We start from the raw sequence: 21,360 nt of genomic DNA, 5'->3' as shown, positions 1-21,360 counted from the left end.
CAATAAAGAAAGGAAACAAGATGAAAGAGTTTTTTAAATTTACGTTTGCGACCATTGTCGGACTGTTGATTACCGGTGCGATAGTCAGCGTGTTCGGAATCATCGTCTTGATGGGAGTAGCAGCAAGTTCGGATGCCGAGACGACGGTAAAAGAAAATTCGGTATATGTTTTAGACCTTGAAGGTGTAGTCTCGGAACGCAGTCAGGAAAATCCTTTCGGACGATTCTTGGGTAACAGCACAACCGTGCATGGTCTCGATGACATTGTCGCCTCCATCAGAAAGGCCAAAGAGAACAAAGACATCAAAGGCATCTGCCTCAATGCAGGTGGTTTCTCCTGCTCTTCCGCTTCCATGCAAGAAATACGTCGTGCCCTTGGCGATTTTAAAACGAGTGGAAAATTTATTATTGCCTATGGCGACAGTTACACTCAGAGCTCATATTATTTGGCAAGTATCGCCGACAAAGTGATTCTGAATCCTTCGGGCAGTATATCATGGCACGGCATGGCAAGCCGTCTCATGTTCTACAAAGACCTCATGAAAAAGGTGGGTGTAGAGATGCAGGTATTCCGTGTGGGAACTTATAAATCGGCTGTTGAACCCTATATCGCCAACGAAATGAGTGCGGCAAACAAAGAGCAGACTCGCGCTTATGTGCAATCGATATGGAACCAAATCCTAAATGATGTTTCTGCTTCGCGTCATATATCGGTCGATTCCTTGAATATACTGGCCGATAGAAACATGGATTATGCTCTTGCCACCGAGTATGTTCGCTGTGGCTTGGCCGACACGCTGATGTATAAAGACCAGTTGCATGATTATTTGAAGAAGTTGACCGGTATCAAGGACGAGAAAAAACGTCCCAACGTCCTTACAATGTCTGAAATGATGCATGTGAAAGAGACAAAAGAGGCATCTAAAAGCAAAAATAAGATAGCCGTTTATTATGCCTACGGGGCGATAGACGACGCCATGGACGCTTTTGGCTCCGAAGGCATACACTCCGAAAAAGTGATGATCGACCTCCGGAAACTTCGTGAAGACGACAATGTAAAAGCCGTTGTCTTGCGTGTGAACTCGCCCGGAGGAAGTGCCTATGGCAGTGAACAGATATGGCGCGAGGTTTCTCTCTTGAAAGAGAAAAAACCGGTCATCGTTTCCATGGGCGATTACGCCGCTTCGGGGGGCTATTATATTTCATGTGCTGCCGATTGGATTGTGGCCGAGGCGACCACTCTCACCGGCTCCATTGGGATATTCGGTATGATACCCGACCCGTCGAGACTGCTTACCGAGACATTAAATCTGCATTTCGATGGCGTGAAGACAAATCGTCTTGCCGACATGGGAGCCATGGGGCGGCCCCTAAACACTGAGGAACGCGCCTTGTTCCAGAACATGGTAAACGACGGCTATGAACTCTTCACACGTCGCTGTGCCGATGGCCGCAAGATGCCGGTTGAAGAGATAAAGAAAATCGCCGAAGGTCGTGTGTGGACCGGTGAAATGGCCAAAGGGTTGAAGTTGGTCGACCAGCTTGGTGGGCTCGACGATGCCATTGCGGCCGCAGCCGACCGTGCCAACCTCGAAGATTACCGCGTTGAGCGCTATCCCGAGCAAATGGATTTCCTGACCTCTCTCCTCTCGAATGTATCTCCCGACCGTTATATTCAGGAAAAAGTGAAGTCGATGTTCGGCAATTTCGGGCAGACCTTCCTTTTCCTTAAAAATATCGACAAGGTAGACCGTTTGCAGGCTCGAATGCCATTTGACATCATGTTTCAATAATAGACCTGTAATTTGATGATTCCGCCCGGTGGTATGGCTCCGACAGAGTCTCCATCGGGCGTTTTGTGTGGTTACAAGCCGTGCAAACGCAAAGGAACAGGCTGAATAGTGAAAAATCACTATTCAGCCTGTCATTGTCATTCTGCGATACACGGTCTTATTACCGTAGACTCATTGTCCGAGCAATTATCTCTTTCTGTAACCACATTTCGGGCATACACCGTCCTTGTTAAGAGCTACACCGCAGAGCGGGCAGCGCTCGATGTTGTTCTTGGTGTCGAACTCGGCAGAGCCTGCATTCACACCGCTTGTGAACGTGATTTTGGCTATGTTCAGTTTGTCTTTGAGTAAGTCATAGACAATCTTTATCATGCCCTCGACGGTCATTGTCTCTTTCGTCACCACCAGGCGTGCATCTGGATATGCGGTGGCCAGCTCGGTCTTAAAAGCCTCTCCTTTCATCTTGTTCTGCGGGTGACCGTTGCGGATACCTTGTTTTTCATACACGTCGAGTATGGCCGGCAACAGCGGATCATCTTCGCGGAGTATCAGGGCATGGTCGAAATTTTTCAACACCTCCCATGCCACCTTTTGGATTTCGTTACACGGATAGACCATGTTCACGCCTTTTTCAATCGTATCTTCTACCTCTATTGTCAGAGTCCCGGTATGACCGTGAAGATACTGTGCTTCACCTTGGAAACCATAGAAACGATGAGCATACTGCAAATCGAACGTTGTGATACTTCTCATTTTTTTAATATTTAGGGGTTAGACTTAGGTTCATTTATAATTATTTGCACCTGTACTTTTTCGATGTCTTCCGATGCAAAATTCTTATTTTTCAAGTATTTTCTTATCATGGCAGTCAGTTCGTCGTCCATGTAATCCATTACCTGTTCACCTTTGAATACATGATGATGTTCAGCGACGGTGATGTCGTAATAGCTTTTGCCTGCATCAGGATTGAAGATGTTCGATAACAGATTGGCCGTGCAGAATGAGTTGAGTATGCGATATATTGTCGATACGGTCATTTCACCGTCTTTTGACTGCACTTTCTTTATTATTTCGTCTATGCTCGCATGGCGCAACTCCATCATCGCCTCATACACAGCCTTGCGTTGTGGGGTTATTCTCAGTCCTGCCAGCTTTATGTTGTCGATTGTTTCCATTATTCTTTTATTTTCGATTCAATATTAATGCGAAAAATTCGCATCTGCAAATAATTCGCATATAAATATTGTTAAACGCGGAAATTTTCATGAATGATTATAGTAGAGAAGTTCGCAATCATCACAATCCTTGCTGTATATCAAGAATGTCCATATTTGGTGATTCTCGGCACAAGATATAAGGAAAACAGCTGTATGGAACAATTTTATTCTGAACAAGGCTTTTATTTCTCATATAATATGCCTATATTTGGATAATCCGCATTGAGCGGAATAACCTTAAAAACTTATGAGCCATGGGGAAAAAGAATTTTGTCTTAGACACCAATGTTCTCCTGCACGACCACAAGTGCATATTCAATTTCGAAGAGAACGATATTTTTATCCCGATTATCGTATTGGAAGAGTTGGATAAATTCAAAAAGGGCAATGAAGAAATCAATTACAATGCTCGGGAATTTGCCCGCCAACTCGACAAATACACCGACAAAGACTTCTTTGAAAAGGGGGCTCAATTAGGGCCCGATTTGGGACGTTTATCGATTATCGTGAATTGTTCGTTGAACAAACGTGTCAAAGAGGCTTTCCACGAGGACAAGCCCGACCATCGCATTTTATCGGCAGCCATAGAAGTTGCCGAGCAACACAAGGATATGCGCACCATCTTCGTGACCAAGGACATCAACTTGCGTATGAAGGCTCGGGCATTGGGTATAGAGACAGAAGACTATACCAATGACAAGGTGAAGGCCATAGACTTGTTCGAAAACGAACATCGAACCATTACCGATGTGTCGCCCGATGTCATCGACGCCATTTACAGTTCGAAAAGCGGAATTCCGGTAGAGCAAATCGGCACGAAATTGCGCACCAATGAATGTTTTATCCTCGATAGCGGCAATTCCTCGGTACTGGCTCGCTATGTCACCGCCGACGGTATTGTGAGAAAAGTCACCAAAGAGAAGAATTTCGGCATTGAACCGCGCAATGCCGAGCAGGCTTTTGCCTTTGATTTGCTTAATGATGACCGCATCAAACTCTTGGCCATCACCGGTAAGGCCGGTACGGGAAAAACCCTGTTGGCCTTGGCCGGTGCCTTGAAACAACATGGGCTCTACAAGCAGATACTCCTCGCCCGCCCCATCGTGTCGCTATCGAATAAGGACCTCGGATTCCTGCCCGGAGATGAAAAGCAGAAAATAGCCCCTTATATGCAACCGCTATTCGACAATCTTAATGTCATCAAGCGCCAATTTTCCCTCGACAGTAACGATTATCGCGCATTGCAGGAGATGCAGGCCGGCGGCAACCTGGTCATTGAAGCCTTGGCCTATATTCGCGGGCGCAGCCTTTCCGACACATTCTGCATCATAGACGAAGCTCAGAATCTGACACCACATGAGATAAAAACCATTATAACCCGAGCTGCCGAAGGTACCAAGATGGTCTTTACCGGCGATGTGTACCAAATCGACTCCCCCTATCTCGACACCCAATCAAACGGGTTGGCCTACATGATAGACCGCATGCAGGGACAAGAGATTTTTGGCCATGTCAATTTGGTGAAAGGCGAGCGTAGCAAGCTCTCCGAATTGGCCAGCAATTTACTGTGACAATCCATTTGTTTTCATGCAGCAAAGCCTACTTGTCGATGCGACAGGTAGGCTTTGCCGTTTATCCACTTGTGGAACATCAATGTATCCATCGATTTCCTATGTATCTGCCGGGTGATTTATACGAAACGATTTTGGCGGGAACCCCCCGGCTACTGTCGCGTTCTCCGGCACATCTTTCACAACGACGGCACCGGCTCCGATTGTGGCATTATTCCAAACTTTTTTCCCAACGGTTCATTTCCTATTGCTCGGTTTTTTACCTTTGACAACAAAGATAACAACTCCGGCCGTACCTGTCAATATGCCGGCCTTATTTGATTGCTTATTTTCTTTCTTTTACTTCTTTTGGTAAATATAATATTGTATTATTCGTTTCTGCATCGTATCTTTGCAAGGTAAATGTGTAAAAGGTTAATAAACTGATAACAAACAAATTATACGACTATGAATTTTGTTACGAACGAAAAACTCACCATTGTTGGTGCTGCCGGCATGATCGGCTCCAATATGGCACAAACTGCCATCATGATGAATTTGACTCCCAACATCTGTCTTTACGACCCCTATGCACCCGGGTTGGAAGGTGTTGCCGAAGAGTTATATCATTGCGGTTTTGAAGGGGTGAACATCACCTATACGTCTGATATCAAAGAAGCCCTCACCGGTGCCAAATATATCATCAACTCGGGTGGCGCTGCCCGTAAGGCCGGCATGACTCGTGAAGACCTGCTCAAAGGAAATGCGGCTATTGCCGAAGAGTTCGGACAAAATGTCAAGAAATATTGCCCCGACGTAAAACATATCGTCATCATCTTCAACCCGGCCGATATTACCGGTCTTATCGTTCTTCTGCACTCGGGCTTGAAACCCTCTCAGGTTACGACGTTGGCCGCACTTGATTCGACCCGTCTGCGCAGTGAACTGGCCAAATATTTCCACATCTCGATGGACGCAGTCGAGAACTGTCGCACTTATGGCGGTCATGGCGAACAAATGGCTGTCTTTGCCTCTACGGCCAAAGTAAACGGAAAGCCGTTGACCGAGATTATCGGTACAGAAGCTTTGTCGAAAGAACAATGGGCCGAAATTCAACAGAAAGTAACCAAAGGCGGTGCCAATATCATTGCCTTGCGCGGTCGTTCTTCATTCCAAAGTCCGGCATATGTATCGGTCGAAATGATTGCTGCCGCCATGGGTGGCAAACCGTTCCGTTGGCCGGCCGGAACCTATGTGTCGAACGATAAGTTTGATCACATCATGATGGCTTGGGAAACCGATATTACAGCCGACGGCTGTCATCTCAAAGCAGTCAAAGGTACTCCCGAAGAAGAGACCGCTCTCGAAAAGAGCTACGAGCACCTATGCGCTCTCCGTGACGAAGTAATCGCCATGGGTGTGCTGCCCGCCATCAGCGAGTGGAACAAAATCAACCCCAACATTCGATAATATATTTATCGACAAATACAAAGGCTGCGCCGAAGGTTGCAGCCTTTTTTACTTTCAGACATCAGACAACAAGAACAGGCATAATGTCATCTTCTTTGAGAAAAGCGGAAAAATAGAAAAGGGAATGCGAAAACGCATTCCCTTTTCTGTTTTATATGTATGGACATTCATTACATCATGCCGCCCATACCTCCCATGCCGGGAGCCATACCGGCTGCGGCACCGGCAGGATTTTCTTCTTTCTTGTCGGCAATCACACACTCGGTGGTGAGGAACATACCGGCAATCGAAGCGGCGTTTTCAAGGGCTACACGGGTAACCTTGGCCGGGTCGATAACACCAGCGGCAAAGAAGTTCTCATATTCACCCGTGCGGGCATTGTATCCGAAGTCGCCTTTGCCGTCTTTTACTTTTTGTACTACAACGGCACCTTCTACACCGGCATTGGCTACAATCTGACGCAACGGCTCTTCGATGGCACGTTTGACGATTTCGATACCGGTGGTTTCGTCTTCGTTGTCGCCTTTGAGACCTTCGAGCGAAGAGATGGCACGGATATAAGCCACACCACCACCCGGTACGATACCTTCGGCGATAGCGGCGCGAGTGGCACTCAGGGCATCGTCAACGCGGTCTTTCTTCTCTTTCATCTCAACTTCCGAAGCGGCACCGATGTAGAGAACGGCAACGCCACCGGCGAGTTTGGCCAAGCGTTCTTGCAGTTTCTCGCGGTCATAATCCGAGGTTGTCTTTTCGATTTGAGCCTTGATTTGAGCTACGCGGGCAGCAATAGCTTCCTTGTCGCCCAGACCGTTGACGATGGTCGTATTCTCTTTGTTGACGGTAACTTTCTCGGCACGGCCCAGCATATCGATGGTGGCCGATTCGAGTTTGAGACCTTTTTCTTCGGAGATAACGACACCACCTGTCAATACGGCAATATCTTCGAGCATCTCTTTACGACGGTCGCCGAAGCCGGGAGCTTTTACGGCACATATCTTCAACGAACCACGCAGGCGGTTTACGACCAAAGTAGCCAAGGCTTCACTGTCGACATCTTCGGCAATGATGAGCAAGGGACGTCCCGACTGAGCCGAGGATTCGAGGATAGGCAGCATCTCTTTGAGCGAGGAGATTTTCTTGTCGAAAATGAGAATATAGGGATTCTCCATTTGGCATTCCATCTTCTCGGTATCGGTTACGAAATAAGGTGAAATGTATCCGCGGTCGAACTGCATGCCTTCAACAATTTCGACCGTCGTGTCGGTACCTTTGGCTTCTTCGACGGTGATGACGCCTTCGCGTTTAACCTTTTCCATGGCTTCGGCGATGAGTTTACCGATTTCGCCATCGTTGTTGGCCGAGATGCGGGCAACCGATTCGATTTTGGCCATATCGTCGTTCACCTCTTGTGCCTGCGATTTGATATTTTCCACAACACAAGCAACGGCTTTGTCGATACCACGTTTCAAGTCCATGGGATTGGCACCGGCGGTTACGTTTTTCAAGCCGACATTGACAATGGCTTGTGCCAATACCGTAGCAGTGGTCGTTCCGTCACCGGCATCATCGCCCGTTTTGGAGGCAACCTCTTTTACCAGTTGGGCACCCATGTTCTGGAAAGCATCTTCGAGCTCAACTTCTTTGGCTACCGATACACCATCTTTGGTGATGTGGGGAGCACCGAATTTTTTCTCGATGATGACATTGCGGCCTTTGGGGCCAAGGGTTACTTTCACGGCGTTGGCCAAAGCGTCTACGCCTTTTTTCAGCTCTTCGCGAGCTTCGATATTGAATTTGATTTCTTTTGCCATAGTTGTAATGATAAATGGTTAAACCAAGTTATAAGTTAGAGAATTGCCAAAACGTCGGACTGACGCATGATAAGGTATTTTTCACCGTCCAATTCGAGTTCGGTACCGGCATATTTGCCATACAATACCGTATCACCGGGTTTTACGACCATTTCTTCGTCTTTCGTCCCTTTACCTACGGCGATAATTTCACCTCTTAGGGGTTTCTCCTTGGCAGAATCGGGAATGATGATTCCGCCGATCGTTTTCTCTTCTGCGGGTGCAGGCTTGATCAATACTCTGTCTGCTAACGGTTTAATGTTCATTTCTTTTTATTTTTAAGTGAATTATAATTTCAATTCCTCTTTCTTTTTTAGAAAGACACTTTCCTTAGTGCGAAATCCATGCCAAACTTTTTTTTAGGAAAAAACTGCCAAAACGACAGATTACACCATATCTCCTGACACATCAAGACTGACAACTCCCCAAGTTAAACGATGGAAGCAGGTGTGTAACGCGATCGAGGAATAAAAAGATTGATTATAATATTTACCATAACAGGTAGAGGTAAATATCTTCTTCTTTTTTTGCTTTCGACAAATTTATTGATTAGATTTGGAACGTAGGAACGTAGCAAGTTATCTTTGATTCTTAGTGAGATCTTCTGTTCTTGTGCTGGCTATACGAAAGTAGAGATATAGTTTATAGCAAAGGGAGCTTATTTCTATGGAACTAATGTGCATGTTAAAATAAACGGGTGAATATGAAGCAATTTTTTTTACTTTTTCTTGCTTTTCTGCTGGTCGCATCCGCTACCGGACAGGAATTGAAACGGAAAGAAAACGCGTCAGGAAAATGGGGATTTGTTGACGTCCATGGCAACACAATGATTCCCTTCCTATATGACTATGTAGGAGCTTTCAGCGAGGGTTTGGCCTCGGTCCAATTAAACGGAAAGTACGGTTTTATCGACAAGCAAGGCAATATGGTGATTCCTTGCAAATATGACAATTCAGGATATTTCAGCGAGGGCTTGGCCTCAGTCCAATTAAACGGAAAGTATGGTTGTATCGACAAGCAAGGCAATATGGTGATTCCTTGCAAATACTATGCAATATGGCCTTTCCAAGATGGTTTGGCGAGGGTCATATTAAAAGGTAAAAGGGGATTTATCGACAAGTATGGCAAGGAAGTAATACCCTGTAAATACGACAATGTATGGCAACACTATGATGGGGTGGCTATGGTCGAATTAAATGGTAAGAGAGGTTTTGTAGATAAGCAAGGTAATACGGTCATTCCGTGCAAATGCGACGGTGCACACTACTTCAGAGAGGGCTTGGCTGCTGTAATATTAAATGGAAAATGGGGCTTTATCGACCCACAAGGTAATGTCGCCATTCCTTGCCAATACGACTATGCAGGGTATTTCTTCGAAGGTCTGGCCGCAGTCCAATTAAATGGCAAATATGGCTTTATCGACAAACAGGGTAATACGGCAATTCCTTTCCTATACGACAAAGCAAACTCCTTCAGAGAGGGCTTGGCTCGGGTGAAATTAAATGGCAAGTATGGCTTTATCGACAAACAGGGTAATACGGCGATTCCATGCAAATACGATTATGTATACGATTTTAATAAAGACATCGTAGAGGTTATATTAAATGACAAGCATGGATACATTGATCGGCAAGGCAATACGGTTGTCCCATGTCTATATGAGGAAATAGAAGATTTCTATGGAGGCTTTGCAAAAGTCTCATTAAATGGGAAATGGGGCTATGTCGATGCCCAAGGTAATGCCGCCATTCCTTGCCAATACGACTATGCATGGTATTTCTTCGAAGGTCTGGCCGCAGTCCAATTAAATGGCAAATATGGCTTTATCGACAAGCAGGGTAATACGGCAATTCCCTTCATATACGATTGGGCATACCCTTTTGATAATGGCTTAGCTCGGGTTCAATTAAACGGCAAAGAGGGCTATATCAACAGCCGGGGAGATTGGTTTGATACCAAGTATGACGGGCAAAAGTGATTATAGCAGACTCTCTTTTTTGTAATGTAGGCCAAGTTTCATACAGTAAAGTGTATCAATGTATGGCATAGGAAAAGAAGATTGAGAAAATACGCGATTGGCAAACGCGTGACTCACAGACGAAATGTGTAATTTAAAGTTATCGAGTGACGCGCAAACATCAGTAAGTTATCGCAAAAAATAGACACTGATTGTGTTGCTATTCAAAGAAGATGTGTTGACAAAAATATTATTTCCCGTTTGATATATAAATCCATAATCGTCTTTCATAATACGCAGGTAAGAATAATAAGGGTACATAGAAATATTTCTATCATGTCTCTGCGTTTACCTTTTCGCTATCGTATCAGAAGACAGGCGGCTTGGCATAATCAAACTCGAAAACTTCTTTTTCTGTTTGCTTCTGCTCTCCTCTTTCGTTATCTTTGTCAAAGTATGCAGCGATGCCTGAACAGATTGTGGTCAGGCGCTGATGTGTCGTCGTCATGGAGCAACAGATTCACGAGATATTATACCGATATTGGGGGTATGAGACCTTCCGACCCTTGCAAGAAGACATTATCAAGTCGATTCTTGAAGGGAAAGATACGCTTGCCCTGATGCCAACGGGTGGCGGAAAGTCGATTACATACCAGGTGCCCGGTTTATATCTCGACGGGACTTGTATCGTGGTCACGCCTTTGATTGCCTTGATGAAAGACCAAGTCGACACGTTGCGTGGGCTCGGCATAAAAGCGTCGTATATCCATTCGGGAATGACCTATCGAGAGATGATTACCACACTCGACAACTGCATACTGGGCAAGTATAAGTTCCTCTATGTATCGCCCGAACGGCTCTCGACAAGTTTGTTTCAGGACAAACTCAAAGACATGTCCATCTCCTTATTGGTCATAGATGAAGCCCATTGCATTTCGCAGTGGGGATATGATTTCAGACCCGACTATCTGAAAATCGCTGAGTTAAGGCAGAAAATCCCGCAGATTCCCGTACTGGCAGTGACGGCAACGGCAACTCCCGAAGTGGCGAAGGACATTCAGGAAAAGTTGCTGTTCAGAGCCGAGAATGTCTTCCGGAAGAGTTTCCGCCGTTCCAACCTTCGTTATGTCGTTCGTTATAACGAAGACAAAATGCAGCAGTTGGTCTATATCCTTTCGCGCATACAGGGCAGTGCCATTGTCTATGTCCGCAGTCGCAGGCAGACCAAGGAGGTGGCCGAACTGCTCTACCGCGAAGGCGTATCGGTGCAATTCTATCATGCCGGTATCGATCCCGAGGAGAAAGAGGCGCGGCAACAAGCCTGGAAAGAGGGCCGTTCTCGCGTGATGGTGGCAACGAATGCGTTCGGCATGGGAATCGACAAGCCCGATGTGCGTCTTGTGGTCCATCTCGATATGCCGAGTTCTCCCGAAGAATATTATCAAGAAGCCGGACGCGCGGGACGAGACGGGAACACGGCCTATGCCGTACTGCTCTACTCGCCGACCGACAAGTCGAAGTTGCACAAGCGGGTTGCCGACATGTTCCCGGAAAAAGAGTTCATAACGCGCGTGTATGAAGCCTTGTGCAATTACCTGCAAATAGCCGAGGGCAGCGGCATAAACACCGTGCGGGATTTTGACTTGAATCTCTTTTGCAGCGTTTTCAAATTCCCGATATTACCCACCTACCATGCCTTGAAGATTCTTGAACAGTCGGGTTATATCGAGTATGTCGAAGAGGCCGAGTCACAATCGAGGGTCATGGTTACGGTGCAACGTGATGAGCTTTACCGGCTCAAAGTCGATGATGCCGATACCGATACGGTACTGCAATGCCTGTTGCGTTCCTATACGGGGCTGTTTGCCGATTACATTTTTATCAAGGAGTCGCTCATCGAGCGGCGTACGGGATTGCCTTCACAAACGATTTACGAGAGTCTCATCTATTTGGGAAAGCTGCACATCTTGCATTACATTCCGCGCAAGAGAATGCCATTTATCTATTTCTCCCGTTCGCGCACAGCCTTGAAGTATCTCGAAATTCCCCGTTCGGCCTACGAGGAGCGGAAAAAGCGTTTTTCGGCACGCATCGAACGCATTTTACAGTATGCCATGTGCGACAATGTGTGCCGGGAGCGGTTGTTGCTCGAATATTTCGGCGAAGAAAATACCGGGGATTGCGGTGGTTGCGACGTGTGTCAGAAGAAAAAAAATGCGACCCTCTCGCCTACCCTGTTCGACCAGATTTGGGCTTCGGTCAAACTCCTGCTGCAAAAGGATTCTCTGAGCATAAACGAGATGTTGGAACGGTTGCCATATACACAAGACGCTCTCATTGAGGCCATTCGGTATCTTGTCGATGAAGGTTTCCTACGGGAAGAGAACCAAAAGTATTTTCTTGGAAAGAAATGATTGGAATTTGGTTTCGAACAACCGTTCTTGTGGCTTTGTGATAGGCCAGTAGTCAATACCAAAAGCCAATAGACGTCATTACCGAATCATTTGCACCCAGTAGGGCAAGAAAATAATCAGTCCCACGACAACGGCGGCCATGGCACACAAGAGCACAGCTCCTGCCGCAACATCTTTTATTTCTTTGATACGTTGGTCTTTCTGCTGAGAGACAAAATTGCAGAGATACTCAACGGCTGTATTGACGGCCTCGGCGGCAAGTACCACCCCTATTGTCAGGGCGATGGCCACCCACTCCATCGGCGACACCCCGACGAAGAACCCCATGCCGATGGTGACTATGGCTACAACAAGATGTATGCGGACATTGTGCTCGCGGGTGAAAAACAATTTCAACCCATTGAAAGCATAGACGAAACTATGCAGGCGTTCTTTTATCGAGAAAGGGTGTTGTTTCATAAGGCAAGATAACAGGAATGAAAAATCATGCTCAGTCCGATTTTCAGCACGGGAACATCGTAATACGGTAATTTATTCTTCGGGTACGGAAATTGTCAGTCCGTCATACGCAAAAAGCACATTCGAGGGTAACCTTTTCTCCTCAATGGCATGCAATCCTATCTGATGGCTCATGTGTGTGATATAGGCTTGTTTCGGAGCAAGTCGAGCAATAAACGCCAACGCGCTTTCGAGATTTTGATGCGAAAAATGCGGCTTATGGCGCAAGGCATTGACAACCAGTGTATCAAGATTAAACAGCCGGGGATATTCCTCTTCGTCCATCGTGAGCATGTCGGTTATGTATGCGAAATTGCCGATGCGGTAACCGATGATAGGCAAGCGGTAATGCCACACCCTGACCGGGTTTATTTCAATATCGAAAATCCGGAACGGAGAGAGTGCCTCGATGGGATTGAGCGACAGGTGGGCTACTCCGGGCTTGGGTTGCTCCGAGAAACAATAAAAGAGCCGCTGGTGAATGATTTCGAGGACATTCGGTTCGGCATATATCGGGATAGGATTGTCACGGGAAAAATTCCGAAGTTCGTCGAGCCCCGACGTGTGGTCATAATGCTCGTGGGTAAGCAGCACGGCATCGATGTGGCCGATGCCGCTTCGCAGCATCTGTTGGCGGAAATCGGGGCCGCAATCTATCAGGATATTTTTGTCGCCGATGGTTAGGCACACCGACGAACGCAAACGATTGTCTCGGGCATCGGTCGAGCGGCACACTTCACAATTGCAACCAATCATCGGCACGCCGGTCGATGTTCCCGTTCCTAAAAATTGTACCAGCATTTTACTGAATATAATTTACTTCGGGTGAAAGGTCGATGTCATATATTTCTTTTACCGAGCGGCATATCTTGTCGGCCAATTCGGTTATGTCCCGTGTTGTGGCATCACCCCGATTGACCAATACAAGGGACTGTTTTTCATAGACACCTGCGCCGCCATGAGTCTTTCCCCGCCACCCGGCCCGGTCGATAAGCCAGCCGGCCGGCAACTTCACCCGTGCTTCATCGACAGGATAATGCGGCATGTCGGGGTAGCGTTTTTTCAGGCGTTCGTAATGAGCTTTGGGAACGACCGGGTTTTTGAAAAAGCTACCGGCATTGCCTGTTTCATCGGGGTCGGGTAATTTCGAGCGACGTATTTCGATGACCACTCTCCGCACATCGGCCAACGTCGGATTGGAACACCGTGCCACAGCCTCCCTCAAATTCCCGTAATCGAGATGGAACGTCGCATTTTTTTGTAACCGGTATTGTACCGCCGTCACGATGTATTGACCGCGATATTCGTTCTTGAAAATGCTGTCGCGGTAACCGTATTTGCATTCTTCGTTGGTAAATATGCGCGGTTGGCGGGTATGAATGTCGATGGTCTCGACTTTCTCTATCACATCTTTCACCTCAACGCCATAGGCCCCGATATTCTGCACGGCCGACGCGCCGACCTCTCCGGGTATGAGCGAGAGATTTTCCACTCCTCCCCAGTTGTTCTCGACACAGTATTTGACAAAATCGTCCCATACGACGCCGGCTCCTGCTCGCAACACCAGCGAATCGCCGTTTTCCGACACCTGCTCGATGAAACGTATGGCCGAATGCAATATAACGCCCGGATAATCGTGCAGGAACAAGAGGTTGCTGCCACCTCCCATGTGGTAGCATGGGTATTGTTCCAACAACGGAGATTCACTGAGGAATGAACACAACTCATCGATATTGTCATACTCGACGTAGTAACGGGTTTTCACCGGCAGATGGAATGTGTGAATCTCTTGTAACGGGTAATGTTCTTCTATTTTCATCGTCAAAAACTTTTATCGGTAACGCGACAATTTGCCGTCTTCAAAAAAAAGATAGGCGCCGGTGCGGTAATACCACTCCTCTTTCAGCCCGCTGTATGTGGGTATTTCGCGGGCATTTTGCGGGTTCCCCAATGAGAGCCGGCACTCTTCTTTGGTCATGCCTTCGGTAACCCGGCCATAAGTAATCAAGCGCCAATGTTCGTCGGAGATGTCTTCATGAGCCAAACGCGGATTGTCAAAGGTGAACAGCCGATCGAAAGTGGCGGCCTGCATACGCGACGTTTGTGTCAAGGACCCGAAAATGCGATAGGTCGACGAGTCGGCATCTCGAAAGACAAACGCTATCGGATAGATGCTGTTCCCGGGTTGAATATCGATGATTTTTACCGGGCAATACCGCCGGTTGGCAGAGGTGTTCCCGACCGAGTCGACCCAGGTTGCGGGTCGGGTGTAGAGTGTCTTTCCCACCAGCAGGAGCTGCGCTTTACACACATCTTCGTCGGCGACCAACATGGGCAACAGCGGGGTGTAGGTCGTATTCTGAATCTCTTCGCGGCTTTTCCCCGTTTTGAAAGTGTATTTATGGCCATCGCAGGAGAAGAGCAAGTTTACGGTACCCGTACGCCATGGTGAGGCTTCGGCCATACCTTCGTAGAGAAATATTTTCCCCCTGTATGAAGAGTCACTTGTCGAAATATCCCGGGGTTGTATCAGCGGCGAGAGTTCGTTATCGAGGTAGATAAACCGTTTCCCCTTCTCCCACTCCCGGCATGGACGCTCGGGGAAATACGTTTCCATGAAAATCGTCTCTTTCGATTTTTGCGGAAGCGGGTCCCGCTTTCTTCTCGCATCGGCCGGGAGGGACAAAGAAAGAAGTCCTGAGAGAAGAAGCAGGCAAGAAATATAACGGTATATCGGCATCATGCTTATCGGAACCTTTTTTGTAGTTCATCGTCGCTTACAATCGAAACGACGATTTTTCCGTCGGGAGTGTAATTGGGCGCCGTTGAAGAGAAAAGGTCGCTTATGAGTTTTTCCATTTCAAGGGGCGACAAGATTTGTCCATAGGGGATTGCCGCCGATTCGGCCAAGGCCAAAGAAATGGCTTCGTGCACATCGACACTTACATCTCCCCCGCGTTGGGTGGCGGTTTCGAGCATTTTATCGACCAAGGTCGGGACATCGAGGCCATCGATACCGGCGGGCACGGCATTCACGGCAAAGGAGCCTCCCCCCATGTCGGAGATGTCGAATCCCAGCGCTTCAAAATCTTCGCTGACCGAAAGCAGCTCTGCTCCCTGAGACGGGGAGAGATGAATCATTTCGGGGAAAATGAGCCGCTGCGAAACGCCTTTCTTGTCTTGTATGTGCGACATGTAGCGGTCGAAGAGAATGCGTACATGAGCTCGGTGCTGGTCGATAATCATCAATCCCGACTTCACCGAAGTCAATACATATTTTCCCTTGATTTGCAGATGCTCGACACCCGTATCTATCGGGTAAGAGGGCTCTTGCATGGGTATCGTCAACGGTATGGCATCGGCCGTCGTTTCGAGTTCGGGCTGTTCGGAGAATGTCGACGTTTGCCGATTTATCTTCGAGGGGATTTTCACGTCTTCCCCCTCGGCATCGGTCCTGGTGGGCATCTCTTTGTTGGCCTGAAAATCCTGATAAAGTTGTGTCCAGTCATAATCGACCCGATGGGAATGGCCCGATGCTTTCGATGACGATGTAAAGGGATTATAGTCGGGCGTGTAGGAAACTCGGGGTGGCGCTACTTGCTGCCCTGTGTGCAGAATGGGTATTTCGGGAGCACCTTCGGTATCGAAATCGATGGTCGGTGCGGCATTGAATTTGCCCAGAGTCTCCTTCACGGCTGCTGAAAGAATTTGCCAGATAGGCTGTTCGTTTTCAAATTTAATCTCTGTCTTCGTCGGGTGAATGTTCACATCGATGGTCGACGGGTCGACTTGTATGTGCAGGAAAAAATGGGGCAATTCACCGGCCGGCAACAGCTGCTCATAGTTGGAGACAACCGCTTTGTAGAAATATGGGTGACGCATATAGCGCCCGTTGACAAAGAAGTATTGCCAGGCATTGCGTTTGCGCGCCGAATCGGGGTGACCGATATATCCGGTTATCGACACCAGGGAGGTCTGCACATCGACCGACAACAGATGTTGGTTGAGATTCTTCCCGAACAAGGCAACAATACGCTGGCGGAAATTGGATGGTGGTAACTGGAAAAGTTCTACATCGTTATGTACCAGTTTGAAAGATATATCGGTATTGATGAGTGCCGTACGCTCAAACTCAGATAGGATGAGACCGAATTCTACTTGATTTGATTTCAAGAATTTTCTTCGAGCCGGTACATTGAAGAAGATGTTCTTGACCATGAAATTAGAACCCGCAGCGCACGAAACATATTCTTGCGACTCCACCTTTGAGCCCGAGATGAGAATCGATGTTCCGATTTCGTCTTCGGGGCGACGAGTCCGCAGTTCGACTTGGGAGATAGCCGCAATAGAAGCCAAAGCTTCGCCGCGGAACCCCATCGTACGCAGTGAATAAAGGTCCTGAGCCGAACTTATCTTCGAGGTGGCATGCCGTTCAAACGACAAGCGGGCATCGGTCTCGGACATGCCTTTCCCGTTGTCGACAACCTGAATCAAGGTGCGACCCGCATCTTTGATGTAGATTTGTATCTCGGTCGCTCCGGCATCGATGGCATTCTCGACCAACTCCTTCACCACGGAAGCCGGTCGTTGAATGACCTCTCCGGCGGCAATCTGATTGGCTACCGAGTCGGGTAAAAGATGGATAATATCGCTCATAGGTCTTCTTCGTCTTCAAAAAATTCTTCGGTATGACGCACTTTCTTTATCTCCGATCGGGGACGACGAGTCTCTCTGAATACGTCGGCTTTGTTTTTGGGCCGATAATTTTCGTACCACTTATAATCGGGTAAGAAAATCATGTCGGGTTTTAGTTTCGAAATGGGAGTCATCGTACCGTCTACGGTAGGCCACATCTTCAACTTGTCCATCTGACGATTTTTCATATACATGGTCAAGAAACTGGTTTCGGCCTTGTTCATTCCCGTAAAGGTCATGTCCGACTCTTGGGGGTAAAAAATTGTCTGGACGTTTCCACTGACATCGACACGCGTAATGTCGCCATTCGTGAAATAGGCTTTCAGGTCTTTCCCCGACAGTTGGTCGAAGAATGCGGTGTCTTTCTGCTGGGTGGCAAAGGCAAAGGCCGGAATGTGGGCCCAGTCGATGGTCGAATCGTTCATATACACCTTTATCGTGTCGCCGAAAATCTGATAATCGAGATTCCACATAATCGGGCCGTCCATCATAACAAGTACCGAATCTTCGACCTTGTATATGATCGAGTCGCAAATGGCCTGCATGTCATTGCGAAATATGCGCACATCGTGATAGGCCAGCAACACGCGTTTGATATTGTTGAGTTTGAGCGACTCCAACGTATCGGCATGCAGGTATAGGGTGTCGGGCTGGGAGTAGTCGATCATGAGAGCCGAATCGGTTGCAAAAGACTCTTCCCGCCGTTCATTGTAAAACCCGTAATGCCCGTGCATCTGCATCATACGCAGTGTGTCGTCGACGACCATGTGCCCAAAAACCTCACCAAAACCGTTGTTCCGGTCATAGAAGATGGTGTCTCCGGTCAGTTTCTGACTTTTCGAGACAATGAGAGAACGGTTGTAGAGTTGTGCCACGTCTTCGGCCGTATTGTAGAATCCCAGCGAAGAGTAGATGGTGTTACTGTCGGAGACAATGACCGAAGGTCCCAATATGTCGGCGACCTTGGTCGTGGTGTTGTATTCGAGCGTGTCGGAGTATAGGGTAAATTGGGGGTTGAACAATTTTACATCGTAATTAAATACGGCATTTTTGGTGTCGGGTGAGTATTGACCGTAGAACGAATTGAGCCGATTGACGGTGTCGGCCACCTCTCCTCCATTGAAATAGTAGCCGATGTTTATCTCCATGTCGTAGTTGAAGCTGTCGGTCGTGAGCACGACATCGCGGTTTATCATGCGCACATTGTGACGGATACGAGCTAGTTGGGTCTCACCATCGTAATAGAGTTCATCACCATAGATAAACAGCGTGTCGCCTTGCTCCATGCGCACATTACCGAAGGCATCGAGTGAGTTGGTCTTTTCATAGAAATAGGCACTGTCGCAAAACATATACATACTGTCTTTGCGAAACCGAACATCACCTCGTAATATTTGGAAATCGGGCGTAATCAACTCGTTGAATTCCAATTCATTGGCTGCTTCGAGAAAGACCTTGTCTTTCGATGTCGCCATCGTGCGGTCGGGCTCGCGACGCTCGGGCGGCTGCACCTCGGTTCCAACAGCCGTTGCATCGGGTATGATGAAGAAGAGCCACAGCAATCCGGCGACATACGGGAACAGATGCCGGAGTGACACTATTTTTTTGCCTTTTACCTGCATCGACATTATTTCTTGATCCAACCATCGTATGTGAACTCGCAATCGTCCCACCCTTCCTTGATGCGGATATAGGTCTCTTTCTGTTTTTCGCGAATCCAGTTATCAATCAATTCATTACGTTTATGTTCCTCGACAATGCCCTTCAATATCTGAAAATCGTTCGACACATTTGCCTTATGGCCGGGAATGCGCGCTTTCAGTTTCACCATGGCTACCACTTCTTTGCCGCGTTTTTGGTCGATCATGGTGAAGGGTTGAGAAATCTCTCCCACCTCCATTTTGTCTACGATTTTTGCAATTTCCTGCGGGAGTTGGTCCATTTGGAATTTGGTAGTCGATACGCCGGTTTCGGACATATTCACCATAAGACCTTTGTTATTGCGGGTCTCCTTGTCTTGCGACACATATTGGGCAGCCTCTTCGAAGGTGATTTTGTTGTCGACAATATCTTGTCTGAGGGTATCCATGCGGGCCATGGTTTGGTTGAGTTCTTCACTCGACACCCTCGGTCTTAGGAGAATGTGGCGGCAGTTGATGCGGTCGCCTCGTTTCTCTATCAACTGTATGATGTGATACCCAAATTCCGTCTCAACAATTTTGGAAACTTTCTTAGGGTCATTGAGCGAGAAAGCGACGTTGGTAAATTCAGGAAGCATATCGGCCCGGCTGAAAAAGCCTAATTCTCCTCCTCGGCGAGCCGACATGGGGTCTTCGGAATACAAGATGGCCAATGTCGAAAATTCGGCTTCACCCGATGTGATCCGTTCGCTGTATTCACGCAGGCGGGCTTTTATATCATCGATTTCCTGTTGGGGAATGAGGGGGTCGACCCGTATCAGTTGCACTTCGACTTGTACCGGGATATAAGGAAGACTGTCTGTCGAGTAGCTGGCATAAAAACGGCGCACATCGGCCGGAGACACTTTTACTTCCGCAACCAATTTCCGTTGCATGGCTGATACCGTCAACTGGTCGCGAACGGTCGATGACAATTCCTCCCGTAACTGAGGTATGGTCGCGTTGAAATACTCTTCGACCTTTTCTTTGGAGCCTATCGAGTTGATCCAGGTATTGATGCGCTGTTCGACATTGGAGAAAACTTCCGACTCGGTAACAAATACACTGTCGAGACGAGCTTGCGTCAGAAAAAGTTTCTGTATGGCGATTTGCTCGGGAATGACGCAATAAGGGTCTCCATTGATGCGCTGTCCTTGGCTTTGCATGGCACGGTATTGAGCCTCGACATCGGAAAGCAGTATGGCTTCGTCACCGACTATCCACACGATTTCATCGACTACACCGGGGGTCGGAGATGGCGATTGGGCAAAAGTCATGTTGCCGGCAATAAGGCAACTTATGAGTGTTGTGAGAAATAAATTCTTTTTCATAGATGTTCGTTATCATTAGGGGCCGTAAGGTCAATATACCCGGCCATAATACTTTATCTTTCGATTTTCGAGAGCTTCTTGGTAGAGTTCGTTATTCATTTGATGCAAGAAGTCCATGCGTTTTTGGTTCAACAAAATCTCTTCGATTTGCGTGCGGGCGAAATCGAGCGGCATATTTGCTCCTGCGGGCAGATAGTCGCTGATGTTCAACAAATACCAATAACCGTCTTCATTGACCTCGATATAGGTATGGGTTTGCAAGAAACGGTTGGCATCGCTTACTTGATATGGGATTGCCCCCAAAACCTCATCGAACGAGACCCACCGGTCATAGAAATAGTCGTAGTTGATAATGTTGTGGAGCGTATATTTCTCGATATTTTCTACGGCGCCATGGTCTTTGCTGCGATACCATTTTTTCAGGTTTTTCAGCTCGGGTGACGTCTCTGCGACTTTTAAGAAAAGACCTTTGATGATAGGGGTTTTCAATACAAACTTGTCGAGATGGGTACGGTAATAATTCCGCACGGCATCATTTGATATTTCGTTATCGAGTTTGGCGCTGAGTATTTGTTTCTGATATTCATGCACGAAAAGTTCCCGGCGATATTTATCGACCAACATATCGATTTTCTCCACATCGGGTATGTTCTTTTGGGCGGCATCATACACGAGCTCGTCTTCGGCCCAATGGCGCACATACGCGTCGGCAAAGGCACTGCTGTCGCGGGGCGAAAGACCGTTGGGAATAACTTGTGCAAGCATCTCACGGGTGAGATATCGGTCTCCCACACTGACGATGGCTCCCGGGATCTCTTTCTTATCGAGGGTACATGCCGAGAAGGAAAGCAGCAGCGCGGCGATTGTGGTTGGTAGATAGCCTGGACGCATAGGTCTGGTCGT

At 47.5% G+C, this 21,360-nt stretch carries 18 protein-coding genes; 5 read left to right on the top strand and 13 right to left on the bottom strand.

The genetic code is table 11. From position 1 onward, the window contains the following. The first annotated feature begins 20 nt into the window (after positions 1-20). Positions 21-1,793, top strand: coding sequence for a signal peptide peptidase SppA (gene sppA / locus IAD09_09305; GenBank protein HIT82418.1), 1,773 nt, complete (start codon positions 21-23; stop codon positions 1,791-1,793). A 186-nt stretch (positions 1,794-1,979) separates the two neighbouring features. Here the strand turns inward: sppA and IAD09_09300 are convergent, their stop codons facing one another. Continuing rightward, on the bottom strand, positions 1,980-2,546 hold the full coding sequence (locus IAD09_09300; GenBank protein ID HIT82417.1) for a 6-carboxytetrahydropterin synthase: 567 nt from the start codon (positions 2,544-2,546) through the stop codon (positions 1,980-1,982). 11 nt (positions 2,547-2,557) lie between these two features. Beyond that, entirely contained in the window at positions 2,558-2,968 is a 411-nt protein-coding gene (locus tag IAD09_09295) for a transcriptional repressor (GenBank protein HIT82416.1), read from the bottom strand. 296 nt (positions 2,969-3,264) lie between these two features. Here IAD09_09295 and IAD09_09290 point away from each other — a divergent pair, with 296 nt between their 5' ends. After that, positions 3,265-4,581, top strand: a complete 1,317-nt coding sequence (locus IAD09_09290) for a PhoH family protein (GenBank protein ID HIT82415.1) — start codon at positions 3,265-3,267, stop codon at positions 4,579-4,581. 447 nt (positions 4,582-5,028) lie between these two features. Further along, entirely contained in the window at positions 5,029-6,030 is a 1,002-nt protein-coding gene (locus tag IAD09_09285) for a malate dehydrogenase (protein ID HIT82414.1), read from the top strand. Between the two features lie 170 nt (positions 6,031-6,200). Here IAD09_09285 and groL read toward each other — a convergent pair whose 3' ends face one another. Together groL and IAD09_09275 are read right to left on the bottom strand one after the other, a co-directional pair. Next, complete coding sequence (gene groL, locus IAD09_09280) at positions 6,201-7,844, bottom strand: chaperonin GroEL (protein ID HIT82413.1); 1,644 nt, start codon at positions 7,842-7,844, stop codon at positions 6,201-6,203. Between the two features lie 35 nt (positions 7,845-7,879). Further along, positions 7,880-8,149: a co-chaperone GroES gene (locus IAD09_09275; GenBank protein HIT82412.1), complete on the bottom strand. Its 270-nt coding sequence runs from the start codon at positions 8,147-8,149 to the stop codon at positions 7,880-7,882. Between the two features lie 437 nt (positions 8,150-8,586). Between IAD09_09275 and IAD09_09270 the strand changes: the two genes are divergently transcribed. After that, positions 8,587-9,861 carry a WG repeat-containing protein gene (locus IAD09_09270; GenBank protein HIT82411.1) on the top strand — a complete coding sequence of 425 codons (1,275 nt, stop codon included), beginning with the start codon at positions 8,587-8,589 and terminating at the stop codon, positions 9,859-9,861. Positions 9,862-10,207: 346 nt separating this feature from the next. Here IAD09_09270 and IAD09_09265 read toward each other — a convergent pair whose 3' ends face one another. Further along, entirely contained in the window at positions 10,208-10,348 is a 141-nt protein-coding gene (locus IAD09_09265; GenBank protein HIT82410.1) for a hypothetical protein, read from the bottom strand. On the opposite strand from IAD09_09265, the gene IAD09_09260 reads away from it, so the two are divergent. Then, positions 10,347-12,254 (top strand): RecQ family ATP-dependent DNA helicase, encoded by a 1,908-nt coding sequence (locus tag IAD09_09260; protein HIT82409.1) that lies wholly within the window; start codon positions 10,347-10,349, stop codon positions 12,252-12,254. The genes IAD09_09265 and IAD09_09260 overlap by 2 nt on opposite strands. Positions 12,255-12,332: 78 nt before the next feature. On the opposite strand, the gene IAD09_09255 is transcribed toward IAD09_09260, so the two are convergent. The 8 genes from IAD09_09255 to IAD09_09220 form a co-directional block, all read right to left on the bottom strand. Next, the gene (locus IAD09_09255) at positions 12,333-12,713 is read right to left on the bottom strand and encodes a diacylglycerol kinase family protein (GenBank protein HIT82408.1); all 381 of its coding nucleotides are present in this window, start codon (positions 12,711-12,713) and stop codon (positions 12,333-12,335) included. Between the two features lie 72 nt (positions 12,714-12,785). Beyond that, positions 12,786-13,553: an MBL fold metallo-hydrolase gene (locus IAD09_09250; GenBank protein ID HIT82407.1), complete on the bottom strand. Its 768-nt coding sequence runs from the start codon at positions 13,551-13,553 to the stop codon at positions 12,786-12,788. A gap of 1 nt (position 13,554) precedes the next feature. Continuing rightward, positions 13,555-14,571 (bottom strand): UDP-N-acetylmuramate dehydrogenase, encoded by a 1,017-nt coding sequence (gene murB / locus IAD09_09245; GenBank protein ID HIT82406.1) that lies wholly within the window; start codon positions 14,569-14,571, stop codon positions 13,555-13,557. 12 nt (positions 14,572-14,583) lie between these two features. Further along, positions 14,584-15,369: a hypothetical protein gene (locus tag IAD09_09240; GenBank protein HIT82405.1), complete on the bottom strand. Its 786-nt coding sequence runs from the start codon at positions 15,367-15,369 to the stop codon at positions 14,584-14,586. 128 nt (positions 15,370-15,497) lie between these two features. Next, on the bottom strand, positions 15,498-17,408 hold the full coding sequence (gene mutL / locus IAD09_09235) for a DNA mismatch repair endonuclease MutL (GenBank protein HIT82404.1): 1,911 nt from the start codon (positions 17,406-17,408) through the stop codon (positions 15,498-15,500). Further along, positions 17,405-18,922 carry a hypothetical protein gene (locus IAD09_09230; GenBank protein ID HIT82403.1) on the bottom strand — a complete coding sequence of 506 codons (1,518 nt, stop codon included), beginning with the start codon at positions 18,920-18,922 and terminating at the stop codon, positions 17,405-17,407. The genes mutL and IAD09_09230 overlap by 4 nt, the downstream gene beginning before the upstream one ends. Positions 18,923-19,074: 152 nt before the next feature. Then, positions 19,075-20,457: a peptidylprolyl isomerase gene (locus tag IAD09_09225; protein ID HIT82402.1), complete on the bottom strand. Its 1,383-nt coding sequence runs from the start codon at positions 20,455-20,457 to the stop codon at positions 19,075-19,077. Between the two features lie 30 nt (positions 20,458-20,487). Further along, positions 20,488-21,348, bottom strand: a complete 861-nt coding sequence (locus IAD09_09220) for a peptidyl-prolyl cis-trans isomerase (protein HIT82401.1) — start codon at positions 21,346-21,348, stop codon at positions 20,488-20,490. Positions 21,349-21,360 lie beyond the last annotated feature (12 nt).

It is taken from the genome of Candidatus Caccoplasma merdavium (assembly GCA_018715595.1).
GTDB classification, from domain to species: domain Bacteria; phylum Bacteroidota; class Bacteroidia; order Bacteroidales; family UBA11471; genus Caccoplasma; species Caccoplasma merdavium.
This window is presented reverse-complemented; position numbering and strand designations above follow the sequence as displayed.

What these genes read in the sequence shown, in the direction of transcription:
- sppA (HIT82418.1), top strand. Translation starts at nt 21, where the DNA reads ATGAAAGAGTTTTTTAAATTTACGTTTGCGACCATTGTCGGACTGTTG.
- IAD09_09300 (HIT82417.1), bottom strand. Translation starts at nt 2,546, where the DNA reads ATGAGAAGTATCACAACGTTCGATTTGCAGTATGCTCATCGTTTCTAT.
- IAD09_09295 (HIT82416.1), bottom strand. Translation starts at nt 2,968, where the DNA reads ATGGAAACAATCGACAACATAAAGCTGGCAGGACTGAGAATAACCCCA.
- IAD09_09290 (HIT82415.1), top strand. Translation starts at nt 3,265, where the DNA reads ATGGGGAAAAAGAATTTTGTCTTAGACACCAATGTTCTCCTGCACGAC.
- IAD09_09285 (HIT82414.1), top strand. Translation starts at nt 5,029, where the DNA reads ATGAATTTTGTTACGAACGAAAAACTCACCATTGTTGGTGCTGCCGGC.
- groL (HIT82413.1), bottom strand. Translation starts at nt 7,844, where the DNA reads ATGGCAAAAGAAATCAAATTCAATATCGAAGCTCGCGAAGAGCTGAAA.
- IAD09_09275 (HIT82412.1), bottom strand. Translation starts at nt 8,149, where the DNA reads ATGAACATTAAACCGTTAGCAGACAGAGTATTGATCAAGCCTGCACCC.
- IAD09_09270 (HIT82411.1), top strand. Translation starts at nt 8,587, where the DNA reads ATGAAGCAATTTTTTTTACTTTTTCTTGCTTTTCTGCTGGTCGCATCC.
- IAD09_09260 (HIT82409.1), top strand. Translation starts at nt 10,347, where the DNA reads ATGGAGCAACAGATTCACGAGATATTATACCGATATTGGGGGTATGAG.
- IAD09_09265 (HIT82410.1), bottom strand. Translation starts at nt 10,348, where the DNA reads ATGACGACGACACATCAGCGCCTGACCACAATCTGTTCAGGCATCGCT.
- IAD09_09255 (HIT82408.1), bottom strand. Translation starts at nt 12,713, where the DNA reads ATGAAACAACACCCTTTCTCGATAAAAGAACGCCTGCATAGTTTCGTC.
- IAD09_09250 (HIT82407.1), bottom strand. Translation starts at nt 13,553, where the DNA reads ATGCTGGTACAATTTTTAGGAACGGGAACATCGACCGGCGTGCCGATG.
- murB (HIT82406.1), bottom strand. Translation starts at nt 14,571, where the DNA reads ATGAAAATAGAAGAACATTACCCGTTACAAGAGATTCACACATTCCAT.
- IAD09_09240 (HIT82405.1), bottom strand. Translation starts at nt 15,369, where the DNA reads ATGGAAACGTATTTCCCCGAGCGTCCATGCCGGGAGTGGGAGAAGGGG.
- mutL (HIT82404.1), bottom strand. Translation starts at nt 17,408, where the DNA reads ATGAGCGATATTATCCATCTTTTACCCGACTCGGTAGCCAATCAGATT.
- IAD09_09230 (HIT82403.1), bottom strand. Translation starts at nt 18,922, where the DNA reads ATGGCGACATCGAAAGACAAGGTCTTTCTCGAAGCAGCCAATGAATTG.
- IAD09_09225 (HIT82402.1), bottom strand. Translation starts at nt 20,457, where the DNA reads ATGAAAAAGAATTTATTTCTCACAACACTCATAAGTTGCCTTATTGCC.
- IAD09_09220 (HIT82401.1), bottom strand. Translation starts at nt 21,348, where the DNA reads ATGCGTCCAGGCTATCTACCAACCACAATCGCCGCGCTGCTGCTTTCC.